This window comes from Streptococcus halichoeri (assembly GCF_009870755.1).
GTDB classification, from domain to species: domain Bacteria; phylum Bacillota; class Bacilli; order Lactobacillales; family Streptococcaceae; genus Streptococcus; species Streptococcus halichoeri.
This window is the reverse complement of the sequence record NZ_WLZU01000023.1, coordinates 21,548-35,400: the sequence shown is the minus strand read 5'-3', so window position 1 is coordinate 35,400 and position 13,853 is coordinate 21,548. Positions and strand designations below refer to the sequence as shown.

At 45.3% G+C, this 13,853-nt stretch carries 11 protein-coding genes; 2 read left to right on the top strand and 9 right to left on the bottom strand.

The window, feature by feature from the left end; translation table 11 throughout:
* Window positions 1-116 precede the first annotated feature (116 nt).
* From ppdK to GWD08_RS06605, 6 genes are all read right to left on the bottom strand, one after another.
* On the bottom strand, window positions 117-2,762 hold the full coding sequence (gene ppdK, locus GWD08_RS06630; RefSeq protein ID WP_159547712.1) for a pyruvate, phosphate dikinase: 2,646 nt from the start codon (window positions 2,760-2,762) through the stop codon (window positions 117-119).
* A 19-nt stretch (window positions 2,763-2,781) separates the two neighbouring features.
* Window positions 2,782-3,612: a pyruvate, water dikinase regulatory protein gene (locus GWD08_RS06625; RefSeq protein ID WP_159547711.1), complete on the bottom strand. Its 831-nt coding sequence runs from the start codon at window positions 3,610-3,612 to the stop codon at window positions 2,782-2,784.
* A gap of 14 nt (window positions 3,613-3,626) precedes the next feature.
* Complete coding sequence (ccpN, locus tag GWD08_RS06620) at window positions 3,627-4,262, bottom strand: transcriptional regulator CcpN (RefSeq protein ID WP_201447694.1); 636 nt, start codon at window positions 4,260-4,262, stop codon at window positions 3,627-3,629.
* Window positions 4,263-4,643: 381 nt separating this feature from the next.
* Window positions 4,644-5,192 (bottom strand): cysteine hydrolase family protein, encoded by a 549-nt coding sequence (locus tag GWD08_RS06615; RefSeq protein WP_159547709.1) that lies wholly within the window; start codon window positions 5,190-5,192, stop codon window positions 4,644-4,646.
* A gap of 1 nt (window position 5,193) precedes the next feature.
* Entirely contained in the window at window positions 5,194-5,976 is a 783-nt protein-coding gene (gene codY / locus GWD08_RS06610; protein WP_159560285.1) for a GTP-sensing pleiotropic transcriptional regulator CodY, read from the bottom strand.
* Between the two features lie 200 nt (window positions 5,977-6,176).
* On the bottom strand, window positions 6,177-7,391 hold the full coding sequence (locus tag GWD08_RS06605) for a pyridoxal phosphate-dependent aminotransferase (RefSeq protein WP_159543165.1): 1,215 nt from the start codon (window positions 7,389-7,391) through the stop codon (window positions 6,177-6,179).
* A gap of 177 nt (window positions 7,392-7,568) precedes the next feature.
* Between GWD08_RS06605 and GWD08_RS06600 the strand changes: the two genes are divergently transcribed.
* Window positions 7,569-8,021 carry a universal stress protein gene (locus GWD08_RS06600; protein WP_159543167.1) on the top strand — a complete coding sequence of 151 codons (453 nt, stop codon included), beginning with the start codon at window positions 7,569-7,571 and terminating at the stop codon, window positions 8,019-8,021.
* Between the two features lie 90 nt (window positions 8,022-8,111).
* On the opposite strand, the gene GWD08_RS06595 is transcribed toward GWD08_RS06600, so the two are convergent.
* The gene (locus GWD08_RS06595) at window positions 8,112-9,500 is read right to left on the bottom strand and encodes a Cof-type HAD-IIB family hydrolase (RefSeq protein WP_159547708.1); all 1,389 of its coding nucleotides are present in this window, start codon (window positions 9,498-9,500) and stop codon (window positions 8,112-8,114) included.
* A 68-nt stretch (window positions 9,501-9,568) separates the two neighbouring features.
* Between GWD08_RS06595 and GWD08_RS06590 the strand changes: the two genes are divergently transcribed.
* Entirely contained in the window at window positions 9,569-10,531 is a 963-nt protein-coding gene (locus GWD08_RS06590) for an asparaginase (RefSeq protein WP_159547707.1), read from the top strand.
* A gap of 281 nt (window positions 10,532-10,812) precedes the next feature.
* Here GWD08_RS06590 and GWD08_RS06585 read toward each other — a convergent pair whose 3' ends face one another.
* Window positions 10,813-11,724, bottom strand: a complete 912-nt coding sequence (locus GWD08_RS06585) for an aldo/keto reductase (RefSeq protein WP_201447698.1) — start codon at window positions 11,722-11,724, stop codon at window positions 10,813-10,815.
* An 89-nt stretch (window positions 11,725-11,813) separates the two neighbouring features.
* Window positions 11,814-13,829 carry an ATP-dependent DNA helicase RecG gene (gene recG / locus GWD08_RS06580; RefSeq protein ID WP_159547705.1) on the bottom strand — a complete coding sequence of 672 codons (2,016 nt, stop codon included), beginning with the start codon at window positions 13,827-13,829 and terminating at the stop codon, window positions 11,814-11,816.
* Window positions 13,830-13,853: the final 24 nt, after the last annotated feature.

Here is a 13,853-nt window from a genome sequence, read left to right as displayed (position 1 = left end):
GCTCTTGCCCGGCGAAAAAGTTTCTCTCTACTTACTGGAGGCTTGCGTGTGCCTAGCTCTTGATAGCACCCCTAAAAGACCTCGCCGGTTTCGACGAGGTCTCACAAAATCAGTACTTATTTATCTCTAAGAATGGCAGGGCCTGCTTTTTTGATGCTAGCTTGAGCGGCCGCAAGCCGAGCAAGAGGAACCCGAAACGGCGAGCAAGAAACATAATCCAAGCCCTGTTGGTAGCAAAATGCCACCGAAGCTGGTTCGCCGCCGTGCTCACCACAAATGCCCAATTGCAGGTGAGGCTTAACACTACGCCCCAAATCAACAGCCATGGCGAGGAGGCGGCCGATTCCTTTTTGGTCAAGCACTTGGAACGGATCGTTGTCTAAAATCCCCTCCTCAAGGTAATCTCCCAAAAACTTCCCGGCGTCATCTCGTGAAAAGCCAAAGCCCATTTGCGTCAAATCATTGGTCCCAAAGCTAAAGAAATCAGCAACCTGAGCAATCTCATCTGCCGTTACACAGGCTCTTGGTAGCTCAATCATGGTTCCAATCTGATAAGTCAGCTCTGCCTGTTTAGCTTGTAGCTCCTGAGTGATGGTCTGCTCTAGTAAGGTGCGGATCCTTGCTAGCTCCTTGGCAGACGAAACCAGCGGCACCATAATCTCTGGCTGTACCTTGATACCAGCTTGTTTAGCTAGGAGGGCGCCTTGGACAATCGCTCGCGCTTGCATCTCATAGATTTCTGGATAAGTAATCGCCAAGCGACAGCCGCGATGGCCAAGCATCGGGTTAAACTCCGCCAATTCCTGCAGGCGATGATAAATAGCTGCTAGAGGCAAATCTAGCTGAGTAGCCATTGCGGCAAGGGCTGCTTCGTCTTGTGGTAAGAATTCGTGCAGAGGTGGGTCCAGCAAGCGAATGGTGCAGGATTTGCCATTCAAGGCTGTAAACATTGCCTGAAAATCCGCTCGTTGTAAGGGCAAAAGCTTATCCAAAGCCCGGATACGATCTTGTTTGGTATTTGCCAAAATCATCTCCCGGACCAAGGCAATCCGGCTTTCTTCAAAGAACATGTGCTCTGTCCGGCATAAGCCAATTCCTTGCGCGCCAAAGGCAAGTGCCATGTTAACGTCCGCTGGCTTGTCCGCATTTGAGCGCACCTGCAGCTTACGTTTAGCATCAACCCAAGCCATGAATTGCTGGTAATCATCATTAAGGGCGGTCTGACTCATTGGGACCTGACCTAGGTAGATGGCTCCGGTGCTGCCATCTAGCGAGAGGAAGTCGCCTTCTTGGAGGGTGGTTTGGCCTAGGCGGAGACAGCGTTTTACCTCATCAATGACCAGTTGACTGCAACCAGCCACACAGGGTTTCCCCATACCACGTGCAACCACAGCAGCATGCGAGGTCATGCCGCCACGGGCGGTGATAATGCCTTGCGCACTGATCATGCCTTCAATATCCTCAGCTGATGTTTCTTGCCGAACTAACAGCACGGCTTGGCCAGCTTTGGCTTGTTGGACAGCATCTTGTGCATGAAAATAGACTCGACCGCAGGCCGCACCTGGTGAAGCTGGTAGACCTGTAGCTAGGTGGTTAGCTTGCGCTAGATCGGCCGGAGCAAAGGAAGGATGTAGCAAGTGGTCTAACTGCTGAGGCTCAATGCGCAATATGGCTTCTTCTTGGCTGATTAACCCTTCTTGGACCTGGTCAACTGCAATCTTAACGGCCGCTTGAGCGGTGCGTTTCCCAGAACGGGTCTGCAACATGTAGAGGCGGCCCTTTTCGATGGTGAATTCAAGGTCTTGCATGTCGCGATAATGGTTTTCTAATTTTTTGGCAACGCTTACAAATTGTTGGTAAAGGTCAGGCATCTTGTCTGCCAAACTGGCAATGGTCTGAGGGGTGCGGATCCCTGCAACCACATCTTCGCCCTGTGCATTGATGAGGTATTCACCAAATAACTGGTTCTTCCCGGTTGAGGGATTGCGGGTAAAGGCTACCCCAGTGCCGCTGGTCTCACCCATATTACCAAATACCATAGCCTGAATAGTGACAGCCGTGCCAAGGCTTTGTGAAATGCCATTGAGTTTGCGATAGACTTTGGCACGAGGATTATTCCAGGAATCAAAAACTGCTTCAATGGCTATGAGCAATTGCTCCTTGGGATCTTGGGGAAACGGGTGACCCAGCTGCTGTAAATAGATTGCCTGATAGGTTTGGACAAGCTTTTTTAGATCCTGGCTGCTTAGCTCCGTATCCTCTTGATAGCCATGTTTTGCTTTAAGCTCAGCTAAGGCCTGGTCAAATAGTGTTTTAGGCAAGCCTCTGGCCACATCACTAAACATTTGAATAAAGCGACGATAGCTATCATAGGCAAAACGTTCATTGTGGGTAGCTTGCGCCAAGCCCTTAACACTGGTGTCATTAAGGCCGAGATTTAAAATAGTATCCATCATCCCCGGCATCGAAAAGACCGCTCCTGAGCGCACCGAGACAAGCAGTGGGTTGTCTGCACTGCCTAATTGCTGGCCTTTGGCCTTCTCTAGCTCCCCCAGTGCTTCTTCAATCTGCTCTAAAATAAGCTCACGAATCACTTCATGGTGTTCGTAGTAATCATTACAGGCTTGCGTTGTGATGGTAAAACCTTGCGGGACGGGTAAGCCAATGCGGGTCATTTCAGCCAGATTAGCTCCCTTACCGCCTAGTAAAGTCCGCATGTCCTTGTGACCTTCTGCAAAATGATAGACAAATTTTCTCTCCATAACCTTGCTCTCTCCTTTATTATAAGTCTCGCGTGATTAGCTTATTAGCTTTTAGCATGTCTAAAATAATCGTTGCCGTTTCTTCAATCGCTTTATCAGAGACATTGATGATTGGACAGTGGAGCTGTTGCATGACTGTCTCGGCATAGCTCACTTCTTCTAAAATCCTTTCTGGACTGGCATAATTAGCATTCCCTGGCAGGCCTAGGGCCTGTAAGCGCATCTTGCGCACCTGATTTAATCGGTCAAGAGAATTTGTCAAACCAATCATTTTTTTAGGATCGATCAGGTCCAATTCCTTAGGCAGGGGAACCTCGGGCACCAGGGGAATATTCACCACCTTAATAGCCTTATCCGCTAAAAACATGCTCAAAGGTGTTTTAGAAGTGCGAGAGATACCCAGCAAGACCAGGTCTGCTTGTAAGATGCCACGGGGGTCTTTTCCGTCATCATATTTCACGGCAAATTCGATGGCTGCAACCCGATCAAAATAATCCTGATCTAATTGACGCAATAAACCTGGGGTGCCCAGGGGTTCTAACCCTGAGAGCTGAGACATGCCCTGCAATACATTGGTGAGTAGATCGACATAGACCAGACCCTGGGCTTCACAGCACCTCTGGGCATAAGAAGCAAGCTCGACATCAACCAAGCTAAACATCAATAGGGCTGTGCTTTGACTAGCTTCCTCAAGGATCTGATCCAGAAGGGACTGATTATTGATATAAGAAAAACGCTTAAAGGCCCAATGCTCATGCTGTGGAAACTGAGACAGACAAGCTTTAACAATAGCGCGAGCCGTTTCGCCTAAAGAATCTGAAATAATATAAATGACAAGTTGATCATCCATACTGACACCTCCATCTATTCACGTATTTCAAGAAATAACTTAGAGAGGATGGTTTTAGATAGTTTGCCGACCACTTTAAACTTCCCAGCCTGGCTTTTGTCTTGTTGCACTACAGGCAAGCTATCCACCTGCCTGGTAACCAATCGCTCAGCAGCCGTAAAGAGGGAAGCACCTGCTTCAACAGTGGCAATATTGGGCATTCTGGTCATAATCATGCCCACTGGAACTTTGGTCAAATCATTGCTACCAATGCTAGTTTTTAACAGGTCCTTGCGAGACACAACGCCACATAAGTAGTCCTGTTCATCTACAATGAAGGCGCAGCCTGCATCTTCCATAAAAATATGCACAATGACATCATAGACGGAAATGTCTTGATGAACCGTCAAGGGCACGCCCATGACATCAGACACTCGTGTTTCTTGAAAAGGATTCGCTGCCTTTAAGGCCTGCGACTGACCGATATAGAAATAGCCCACCTTGGGCTTAGCGTCCAAGATGCCTAGCATTGTTAAGACAACCAAGTCCGAGCGCAAGGCGGCACGCGTAACCTGAAGACTTTCTGCAATGAGCTCCCCAGTAATGGGCTCTTGATTCTTGACAATTGTGATAATCTCTTCTTGCCGCTTTGTTAACTGAATAATAACCACTCCCTTCATATATGCTATACTATTTATCTTATATGATATATTATATAAGCTATTTTGAAAAAATCAAGGATAAACAGTATATCATAAATATTTTTTTAAAATAGCCTGGCTGGTACTGCGGGGGCCTGCCTACCGCACCAGCTAGCAGGGCGAGCAAATACAAAAAATAAACGAGAGTAAAAAGGTCGTGACAAGGCCCAAGAACAAAGCAGCTCGAGGGAGCATATGGTTACTAAAAAAGCTACGATGCCACGCTTGTTGCCCAACGAAAAAACGAATGCCAGACGCAGGAGATTTCTCTCAAGCAAAGGCATTCGTTTTTTGATTAGGTAAGTGCCAGTCATCTATCGGTGAGCTAGAGACCAAGACCTTATTTATTTTTTAAATCAGCTTTGCACCTAAGACATTTTCCAAATGATTTAGTGCAAAAGCATGCCCTTCAGGGGTCAAGCTAGCTGTCGCATCAGCCACTACTTCAATCTGGTAGCCTAGGTTGTAGGCGTCAATAGCCGTATGTAAGACACAAATATCGGTCATGACGCCGGTCAAAGTGACAGTGTCAACCTTTCGCTCACGCAAACGTATGTCTAGATCTGTTCCTGCAAAAGCTGAATAATAACGCTTATCTAGCCAGAATACTCGGCTATCAGCAGCAATCGTCTGGTAAACCTGAGCCAGCGGCCCGTAGAGCTTACGACCGCTGGTACCACTGAGATTATGCTCGGGGAAGAGCTTGCTTTCTGGATGGAAATGATCACCCACTTCATGATTATCAATTGCAAAAAAGATAAAGTCGCCCTGTGCAAACGCTTGCTGAGTCGCCGCAGCCATGTTTTGGGCAATGGCTTGAGCCGGTTGACCAGCCGTCAACTTACCATTAGTTGCTACAAAATCATTTGTATAATCAATCGAAATGAGTGCCTTAGTCATGTTAAAATTCCTTTAACTTTTCAAAAATACCTTCATTGATAACTTTCAAGTAAGTTCCCTTCATTCCTAGAGAACGACTTTCAATAATTCCAGCACTTTCTAGCTTGCGCAGGGCATTTACAATGACTGAACGCGTGATGCCGATGCGATCTGCTATGACAGAAGCTGTCAAGCGTCCTTCATTGCCATCAAGTTCACCAAGGATGGCTGCCACAGCCTTCATCTCAGAGTAAGACAAGGTATTAATGGCCATGTTAACAGCAGTCTGCTTACGAATCGTTTCCTCAAGATTTTCAGTTTGCAGATTGAGCAATTGGATCCCAACTACTGTACTTGAAATTTCAACCAAGATTAAATCATCATCGTTAAATTCATTATCATTGCGCCAAATGATCAACGAGCCAAGGCGCATCCCGCCGCCATAAATAGGAGCGATGGTCGTTAAACCATCTGGATAATCATCCTTAGACTCAACAGGGAAAATGCTTAATTCGTTATCTACTGCTAAATTTGCTTCCGTATCATAAACACGACTAGCAGCTTTGACATAGGTATCTGGAAATTGCTTTGCTGCGAAAAATTCTTCAACACGGTCATTGTTGGTTTTATACTTCATCGCATAGCCAAGTAAATTACCACCGCCATTAATAATACAGGCATTGCAATCAATAATATCAGCTAAACGCGAAGCCATCGTGTTGTAGGGTAAATCAGCTTCTAGACTATCAACCGAACGTTGTAGAATAGAAGTGATTTGACGTGTTTTTTCTAGTAAATTGGGCATGTTTCACCTATTTCTAATTCCTATTGTAATATTTTGCGTTATCATTATAACAAAGGCCATCTGATTTAGCAAGGAATTATCAGAAAATTGACTATCCTTTAGATCAAGGGAAAAATGCCAGTTTTTTGCTATTTTGACACAAAAACATCTAGGCAAACAGCCTAGATGAGAAATCATAAATAAGATTAGATGACTGACAATCAGCGTTTATAATTGGCTAGCACCCGGGTGAGTTTTTCTTGCACATCAGCTAGTTCTTCTACAGTTGGTAAATAAACAATGCGGAAATGATCGGGATCTTTCCAGTTAAAGCCTCTGCCATGTACTAGCATGACCTTTTCTTGTTTTAAGAGATCTAATACAAACTGTTCATCATCGTCAATCCGATAGATTGTTCGGTCAATCTTAGGAAAAATATACAAACCAGCCTGCGGCTTAACAGCTGACAAACCAGGTATGGCATTAATGGCCTCATAGATAAAATTGCGTTGCTCATAGATGCGGCCGCCCGGCAAGAGCAACTCATCGACTGATTGGTAGCCTCCTAGGGAGGTTTGAACCACTTGTTGGGCCAAAACATTGGAGCACAGCCGCATATTGGCTAGCATATTGAGTCCTTCAATGTAGCCCGTGACATGATGCTTAGGGCCAGATAGGACCATCCAGCCCACTCGAAAACCAGCAATGCGGTGGGATTTTGACAGGCCATTCATAGACACACAAAAGACATCCGGTGCTAGGCTGGCTAGGGCAATATGGTGTCCGTCATCCATCACGAGGCGGTCATAAATTTCATCAGCAAAAAGAATTAAATCGTGCTCACGCGCTAACTCTACGATGGCTTCTAGTATTTCTTTGGGATAGAGTGCCCCTGTTGGATTATTGGGATTGATGACGACAATAGCCTTGGTACGATCTGTAATCTTGGCCTTAATGTCTGCAATATCTGGGTACCAATTGGCTGCTTCATCACATAGGTAATGCACAGCATGGCCACCACCTAAGCTCACACAGGCAGTCCACAAAGGGTAATCTGGCATGGGAACTAGCACCTCATCGCCATCATCTAATAAGGCCTGTAAGGACATGGAAATCAATTCTGAAACCCCATTTCCCAAATAGACATCATCAATATCAACCGGTGGAAAACCCTTTAATTGACAATACTGCATAATCGCCTTGCGGGCCGAAAAAATTCCTTTACTGTCTGAATACCCCTCACTTGAGCGGGCATTGACAATCAAATCACGGATCACCTCATCTGGTGCTTGAAAACCAAAGGCCGCAGGATTGCCGGTATTTAAACGGAGAATTTTTTCACCATTTGCCATCATGCGCTGCGCTTCATCTAGAACCGGTCCTCGAATATCATAAGCGACATGTTCTAATTTAGATGATTTGTTAAATTGCTTCATGATCAGTTACCTCGTAAGTTCTATTATATCGGAAAAAAATTAAAATAAAAAGTAGTTTTAATTATTTCCCCAGAAAAAGATAGCCCGGCTGCCATTCAGAAAAAACAATAAAACGGTTTCAATATCTTCCAATTTAGAGTATACTATTAGTAGAAAATGAACAAAGGAGATTAGCACATGTCTCAAAATTATGAACGTATCATGGTAGCTGTTGACGGTTCTTACGAATCAGAACTTGCCTTTCACAAAGGTGTCAACGTTGCCCTTCGCAACCAGGGTGAACTCTTTCTCGTTCATGTCATTGATACACGCGCACTACAAAGTGTTGCAACCTTTGACACCTATATTTATGATAAGCTTGAACAAGAAGCAAAGGATGTTTTGTCAGAACTAGAACGCCAAGCAAAGCAAGCCGGGCTAACACGTATCACCCAAATCATCGAATTTGGTAATCCAAAAAGTCTCTTAGCACGCGACATTCCTGAACGCGAAAAGGTTGACCTGATTATGCTTGGGGCAACGGGATTAAATACTTTTGAACGCCTGCTCATTGGGTCTTCTTCTGAATATGTCTTACGCCACGCCTCATGTGATCTTTTGATCGTCCGTGATAGTGAAAAATCATTATAAACAAACCAATAAACAATCTGCCTCAGGCAAAGAAGCTGACCTGGCTAAAAGCCAAGTCTTATCCTTCTTTTTCATTTTGAGGCAGATTGTTTATTTTTTGACCCGCTGCAAGGATTTTTGCAGTTGCTTATCCAATTCTTTTTTGATGGCTGCTTCTGGGGCATACCGTTCTTGCCAGTAATCTGGCTTAAGGATTTTATGGGTCACAGGATCATAGTGAGCCTTGCCATCTGGAAATAATTTTCCCATATTGGCTTCATGCACCGTTTCAAAAATAGGCTGAGGATCGACCCCCATCAAAACAAAAGAACCATAGGTAAAATACAAGAGATCGACCAAGGCATCCACCTGGCCAACCATTGGTGATTCGGCATGCTCAGTCGATTGGACCTTGATGGCTGCTTGATCAATGGCCGAGTGTAGATCCATCAACGCTTGGGTAAAGGTGTTTTTGTCGCCTTGGCTAGCTGCAAATAAAAACTCGACAATCTCTTCAACCTTAAAGCCTGCACGATGACCTGCAGCTGCTAGAGTGTAGCCTCTTGGTGTTTCGACGGTATCCCCATCCATAACGCGGTGAAAGTCCTTGACCTTATTAAAATTCTCATCACGGCTCTTAAAGCTCTTTTCAACATCCAGATGAATGAGGCCATAGTGGGCCAGGGCTTGGGAAATACCGTCATTATTATTAGAGGCGGTAATAAAATGAGCCCCTTCTTTGACTGCCACATCCGAATTGCCCATGGCTACTCCAACGCCGACCCCTGATAACATCTCAAGGTCATTATCAGAGTCGCCAAAAGCCATCACCTCAGATAAGTCAAAACCAAACATCTGACCCAACCGCTCAATCCCTTTGACTTTTGATTGGCCAACCGAAATCATATCAATCGAATAAGGGCTACTGCGGGTGATTTTAATATGGGGGAATTTTTCAGTAATCTCCTTGGTCTCCTCAGCAGAAGCAACCATGACAATCTGGTAAATGGGCTTACGCATGATGGTTACTAAGTTGTTGAAACTTTGGGGTTTAATGCGCCGGATTAAATGTTTAAAACTACTTTCAACCGTACGCACCATTTTTTTAGGCACAATGCTTGAAATAAGCTGTCCAAAAGGGCTGGTCCCCATATCAATGATCCGTGAGCCAGACAAGCCTGATGCGGTTCCTAAAGAAACCTCCTTTTTGACATCACTAGCATAGCGGATAATTTTATAAATCAACGACTTGGGCAACTGATTTTGATAGAGGATTTTATCTCGCGTTAGGATATATTGACCATTATAAGTGACCGCAAAATCCAAACCAAGATTCTCTAAAAAAGGTTGCACAAAAGCCGGTCCACGACTAGTGGCTAAGCCAACCATGATCCCTTGCTTTTTTAAACTTTGAATGGCTTGTTGTGTTGTTTTTTGGACGTTTTTGCGATCATTTAAGAGTGTTCCGTCAATATCAAAAAAGACTGCTTTAATTGTCAAAACCTTTTTTACTCTCTTCTATTATGATAAAATAGATTATAACACAAAACATTTGGAGTATGTAGTAGATGACGAAAATTCTGGTCCTTCATACGGGAGGAACAATTTCCATGCAAGCTGAGCCGGGCGGCTATATCACTCCCAGCCAGATCAATCCCATGAGTCAAGTCGGCTTAGAGCTAGATGATATTCAACTCAATGTGATTGATTTCCTTAATCTTCCTAGCCCTCATATCACACCAAAGCACATGTTGGCTTTATACCACAAAATCAAAGCACTGGGACCCCAACATGACGGGGTGGTGATTACCCATGGGACAGATACCTTAGAAGAGACAGCCTATTTTCTAGACACAATGGCCCTGCCAAATATTCCCATCGTCATGACTGGGGCAATGCGCAGTGCTAACGAGATTGGTAGCGACGGCATCCACAATTACCTAACGGCTATCCGCGTTGCTTGCCACGAAAAAGCCAAAGGCAAGGGCGTCTTAGTGGTGATGAATGACGAGATTCATGCCGCCAAATATGTCACCAAAACCCATACGACTAACATTTCAACCTTTCAAACCCCGACCCATGGCCCGCTTGGTATTATCATGAAACAGGATTTACTGTTTTTTACCAATGCTGAGCCGCGCGTACGCTTTGATCTACAGGCTATCAGCGGTACGGTGCCCATTATCAAGGCTTATGCCGGTATGGGTGATGGGAGTATTTTGAGTTTTTTATCGGCAGATAGCATTCAAGGTCTCGTCATTGAAGCCTTAGGAGCTGGCAATATTCCTCCAACAGCGGTGGCTGAACTGGAAAAATTAATGCACTCAGGTGTGCCAGTTGTGCTGGTTTCACGTTGTTTTAATGGCATCGCTGAGCCCGTCTATGACTATCTAGGTGGTGGGGTTAACCTGCAAAAAGCCGGGGTCATGTTTGTCAAAGAACTAAATGCCCAAAAGGCACGCTTAAAACTGCTCATCGCTCTCAACGCTGGGCTCAGTGGTGATGCGCTCAAAGCATACATCGAGGGCTAAGCCAGAGTTTGCTCAGTAGAGGGCTTGCCCATTTCTATAACACAAAGGATTTACCATTAAGCATACACACAAGAAAAGCTGATTACTTTTCTTGTGAACTTGACTTTGATTTCCCCTATAAGCGTTTGTTAATATGAAGCCAAAAAGCTAGGAAGCGTGAGACTGCCTAGCTTTTTAGCTTATTTAGACTTACGACTGGCATTTCCGTCATAAATGCAAAGGTTAGAGAGCGTATCTGTAAAGGCTCGCAAGCAAAGACTGCTCACAACCTCTATGGTTTTCTAGGGTAACTGGTTGCCAGCGCTAGTGTAGATTTTATACCATTCTTGTCGGCTTAAGCGCACCTCACTAGCTTGAGCAATCCTGTGTAACCGCTCTGGATTCATTGAGCCAACAATAACTTGCATGTTTGCTGGATGGCGAAGCAGCCAGGCTGTTACAATTGCCTCATCACTAACCCCATAGTTTTTTGCTAAATCATGGATGGTAGCATTTAACTCATCATAATCAGGGTTGCCCATAAAGAGACCCTTTTGTAAATCAATCTGAAACGGTGACCAGGCCTGGATGGTTATCTGCTTATAGCGACAATAATCAATTACGCCATTGTCACGATCAACAGCTGCCTGGTTACGCATATTAACATTTAGGGCGGCATCAAACATAGGCGTATGAGCTGGTGACAGTTGCATTTGATTAACAGCCAAGGGGTTGGTCAGGTAATGCTCCAACAACTGCATCTGCATTGGGTTTTGATTGCTGACACCAAAGTGGCGAACTTTGCCACTTTCTTTTAGCCGATCAAAAGCTTCTGCAACCTCTTCTGGTTGGATCAAAATATCAGGCCGGTGGAGAAGCAAGACATCAAGATAATCCGTCTTTAAGCGTTGCAAAATACCATCAACCGAAGCTATTAGGTAGTCTTTGGAAAAATCAAAGTAGCCTTGACGGATACCGCATTTTGACTGCACAATCATCTGGTCCCGCGGCAAGCCTAGAGCCTTATAAGCCTGCTGGAAGCGACGCTCAGATTCCCCATCACCATAAATATCAGCATGGTCAAACATGTTAATCCCCAGGTCCCAGGCGGTAGCAAGCGTTTGTTGCGCCTCTTGTACCTCTAAGGCATTCATCCGCATGCACCCCAAAACAATAGCTGATCCTTTAAGGCCGGTCCGGCCGATTTCTTGCATTTTCACTCTCTTCTCCTTAGGCATCTTATAGTTTGGCCTTAAGTATATCATGTTTTAGAGGGCTTACTTCCAAATTTGCTTCTTGGTTTTTAATCCAAGACATGCTCTGTAGTCAATTCCTTTACAAGGCTTTGCCACTGAGGGTCTTTTTGCCAATTAGGATCTGCGACAATCTGACTGGCAACTCGTCTAGCTTCTTCTAGGATGGGATAGTCCTCAACAATATCGGCACTTTTAAACTCTGGTAAGCCCGATTGTCTGGTGCCAAAAATCTCCCCTGACCCGCGCATCTTCAGATCAGCTTGGGCTAAAGCAAAGCCATCGGTAGTTTGGGTCATCAGTGTCATCCGTTCTTTACCCGACTCGGTTTTGGGGTTGGCAACTAAGACGGCATAGGATTGTTTTTCCCCTCGTCCGACACGGCCGCGTAGCTGATGCAGCTGACTGAGGCCAAAGCGATCGGCATCCATAATGATAATGATGGTGGCATTAGGCACATTGACTCCGACTTCAATGACGGTTGTAGAGACCAAGACATCAATTTCATGATTTTTGAAGGCTTGCATGATGTGGTCTTTTTCATCATTTTTCATTTTTCCATGCATCAGGGCAATACGTGCCCGATCTTGGAAGTAGTCCTTTAATTCTGCTTCTAAAGCCACGGCATTCTTCAAATCCAAAGCTTCGGATTCTTCAATCAAAGGTGAGATGACATAGACCTGCGCTCCTGTGGTGATTTTCCCAGCCACCCAGTCTAACACTGTCTCTAGCTGTTGGTGCTTGACCCAGCGCGTGATGATGGGCTTACGTCCGGCGGGGAGCTGGTCAATCACTGAGACGTCCATTTCTCCATAGGCGGTGATGGCTAGGGTCCGTGGGATGGGGGTGGCCGTCATCATCAAAACATCGGGATTTTCCCCTTTTTCACGGAAAATACGGCGTTGCTTCACCCCAAAACGGTGCTGCTCGTCTGTGATCACTAGACCCAAGCGGTGGTAGGTAAGGCCTTCTTGGATTAAAGCATGCGTACCAACAATCATCGCCACCTCGCCAGAGCTGATGGCTGCCTGGGCTGCCCGCTTTTCTCCAGCTTTCATGCCAGACGTCACTATAGCGATTGATAGCTCAGGAAAGAGCTGATGCAGGCTTTCATAGTGCTGCTCAGCCAGAATCTCAGTTGGCACCATCAAGGCTGATTGAAAACCAGCCGTATAGGCAGCGTACATGGCTAAGCTAGCAATGACTGTCTTGCCTGATCCGACATCACCTTGTAACAGGCGATTCATATGAGCTGCCGAGCTCAAATCAGCCAGAATTTCCGCCAGGCTGTTTTGCTGGGCGGGGGTTAGGGTAAATGGCAGAGCAGCAAGCTTGTCCTGCAGGGCGATCGGGTCATAAGAGAGCTGCAGCCCATTACTCTGGTCCTTTTGTGATGCTTTTAAAAGCTGTAGTCTCATTTGAAAATAAAAGAGTTCTTCAAATTTAATTCGCCGTAGCGCCTGCTGATAGTCCTGTAGATCTTTAGGAAAATGCATGGCGCTAATAGCTGCCTGTCGGGGGAGCAAACGGTAGCGTTGCAGCAAAACAGCTGGTAGATTTTCTGTCAGCTGACTCAGGGCATCCGTTGCAAAAGCAGCTTTAATGGCCTTGATCAAAGCCTGCTGGCTAACTCCTTGGATGACATGGTAAACAGGTTGCAACTCTTCTTCTACGGCAAGCAGGAGTTTTAAGCCAGTCAAGGCTGTTTTTCGTTGGTCCCACTTGCCAAAGACCGCAATGTCTTGATTGAGTGCTACCTTGTCTTGTAAATAAGGCTGGTTAAAAAAGCTAACCGCAATGACGAGCTCACCTTGTTTGAGTTTAAAGGTTAGTCGGTTGCGCTTAAAACCATAGTATTGGACATTTGGTGGGGTCACAACTGTCCCTGTAATGACCGCTTTTTCCCCATCTTGCAAATCAAAAATCGACTTATTTTGAAAATCCTCATAGCGAAAAGGAAAGTAGAGCAAAAGGTCTTCCACCGTCGTTAACCCTAATTGCTGAAATTTTTGAGCTGACTTAGGTCCAATACCCTTGAGCTCTGCGATGGGTGATTGTAAGCGCATCAAGCTGATTCCTTTCTATAAAAA

Bases quoted from the DNA above. Each gene is read 5' to 3' on its own strand.
- codY (WP_159560285.1), bottom strand. From the start codon at position 5,976: ATGCCCAATTTACTAGAAAAAACACGTCAAATCACTTCTATTCTACAA.
- GWD08_RS06600 (WP_159543167.1), top strand. From the start codon at position 7,569: ATGTCTCAAAATTATGAACGTATCATGGTAGCTGTTGACGGTTCTTAC.
- GWD08_RS06590 (WP_159547707.1), top strand. From the start codon at position 9,569: ATGACGAAAATTCTGGTCCTTCATACGGGAGGAACAATTTCCATGCAA.
- recG (WP_159547705.1), bottom strand. From the start codon at position 13,829: ATGCGCTTACAATCACCCATCGCAGAGCTCAAGGGTATTGGACCTAAG.
- GWD08_RS06625 (WP_159547711.1), bottom strand. From the start codon at position 3,612: ATGGATGATCAACTTGTCATTTATATTATTTCAGATTCTTTAGGCGAA.
- GWD08_RS06605 (WP_159543165.1), bottom strand. From the start codon at position 7,391: ATGAAGCAATTTAACAAATCATCTAAATTAGAACATGTCGCTTATGAT.
- ppdK (WP_159547712.1), bottom strand. From the start codon at position 2,762: ATGGAGAGAAAATTTGTCTATCATTTTGCAGAAGGTCACAAGGACATG.
- GWD08_RS06585 (WP_201447698.1), bottom strand. From the start codon at position 11,724: ATGCAAGAAATCGGCCGGACCGGCCTTAAAGGATCAGCTATTGTTTTG.
- GWD08_RS06615 (WP_159547709.1), bottom strand. From the start codon at position 5,192: ATGACTAAGGCACTCATTTCGATTGATTATACAAATGATTTTGTAGCA.